This is a genomic window from Escherichia sp. MOD1-EC5950, assembly GCF_002965345.1.
In the GTDB taxonomy this organism is placed as follows: domain Bacteria; phylum Pseudomonadota; class Gammaproteobacteria; order Enterobacterales; family Enterobacteriaceae; genus Escherichia; species Escherichia marmotae.
This window is the reverse complement of the sequence record NZ_PTSR01000090.1, coordinates 1-1,384: the sequence shown is the minus strand read 5'-3', so window position 1 is coordinate 1,384 and position 1,384 is coordinate 1. Positions and strand designations below refer to the sequence as shown.

General features: G+C 40.8%; 3 protein-coding genes and 1 pseudogene. 3 read left to right on the top strand and 1 reads right to left on the bottom strand.

The window, feature by feature from the left end:
• On the top strand, positions 1–224 hold a 224-nt coding region (locus BEA93_RS25965), incomplete at its 5' end, for a hypothetical protein (protein WP_236942909.1).
• Between the two features lie 84 nt (positions 225–308).
• A pseudogene (locus tag BEA93_RS24315) lies at positions 309–449 on the top strand (IS256 family transposase); the annotation flags it as partial.
• A 22-nt stretch (positions 450–471) separates the two neighbouring features.
• Here BEA93_RS24315 and BEA93_RS24310 read toward each other — a convergent pair.
• Positions 472–687 (bottom strand): FaeA/PapI family transcriptional regulator, encoded by a 216-nt coding sequence (locus BEA93_RS24310; protein WP_097736472.1) that lies wholly within the window; start codon positions 685–687, stop codon positions 472–474.
• Between the two features lie 569 nt (positions 688–1,256).
• On the opposite strand from BEA93_RS24310, the gene BEA93_RS24305 reads away from it, so the two are divergent.
• Positions 1,257–1,384: adhesin biosynthesis transcription regulatory family protein (locus tag BEA93_RS24305; RefSeq protein WP_236942910.1), on the top strand; the 128-nt coding region annotated here is incomplete at its 3' end.

Sequence of the window (1,384 nt, the reverse complement as noted above, 5' to 3'; positions counted from 1 at the left end):
ACAGTTGTTTCATAATTGCCGGTGGCATCTTCTTCAAACAGGTATGGAATATCTTTCTCCATACAGTAATCGGCAGCGCTGGCGAAGTCGGGAAAAAACAGCCCGGCTTCATTATCTGTTCCTCCGGCGCAGGGGACCACCCGCCATCGCAACAGGGGGGGGCTGAGCGGGAAGATTGTCTGCTGGATTTTTGTTTGCGAGGTTTAGCTGAACGGGCTATATAACCACCTGAAAGACAATGATATTGTCTGTTTTTATAACGGTAATTACAGGCCATGACAAGCCGCAGCCGCCAGGCTGCCTACTCGACGGACGGGTCAGTAAAAAAGGTGGTGTGGCTGGCAATCCAGTCTGTATCCCAGAAATGGACGATGCCGTTGAAGGACTGGCGTATGGCAATGAGCCGCTTTATTATCGAGTTTGGTGACCGCTTTGACGGTCACTTTTAAGAAAAGGAATTTACACAGAATGTTAAACAGGCTCTTTTGTTGATGTATTTCTGGCTGCCACCCATAAGATACAGGCCCCACGACGGGGAGGTGTACGTTTGATTTTTCCCTCTTTTTCAAGACATGTAAGGTAATGGCGGGCCTGATAAACACTCATGTCAAAACGCATGGCTATTTCAGCCGTTTTGCATGGCGTGTTTATATCCTGAACAAAATCCAGTATCTGTTCTTTCTTCATTTCTGTTCACATCCGTATTTGCAATTTCCATTTTATTATAACCAGCCTCTGGTTCTCTCCTCCACGCCCACTTTTAATTCTCATAAACGCATAAAAAATCAACCTCATAACATGTTTTTTACAATGTTTCTGGTTATTGATTACGTCATTAACCTGCGGATGATTATGCGTATATTTCCTTCTGTTATTTTAATTTCCCACTTTAATATTTCCTGTGATTCTAAATTCATTTTTTATGTGAAAAATATGATCTGTTTTTTGATGAATATCTAAATATGAACAAAAAAACCTGTGCGGGATGCAATATTGGTGTTGGCAAAAACGACGATCTTTTTATCTGTTTTTTGTTTTGTTTTTGGTTTTTTATCCTAAATACTTAGGTTTTTAACGAAATTTTATGCTATTAAATTGTTTTTGTTTGGTTATAAAGATCGTGAAATTAGTGTTTTTCGCTATAAAACACCGTGGTAATCTTCGCCGCAGAAAGCAGGACGGCAGTCGTGTGAGTACATTTTTGTTATCCGGATTTATGTCGTCTTTTGTCTGGTTATATTTCTGGAAAGATATAAATGAACAGCAGTGACCTGTATCTGAGCAAGAAGCACGGGCGTACTTTGTCGCCCGGAAAAATGTCAGAGAGCCAGTTCTGGTTATTAGCTGAAATATCTCCGGTTCACAGTGAAAAGGTTCTTAATGC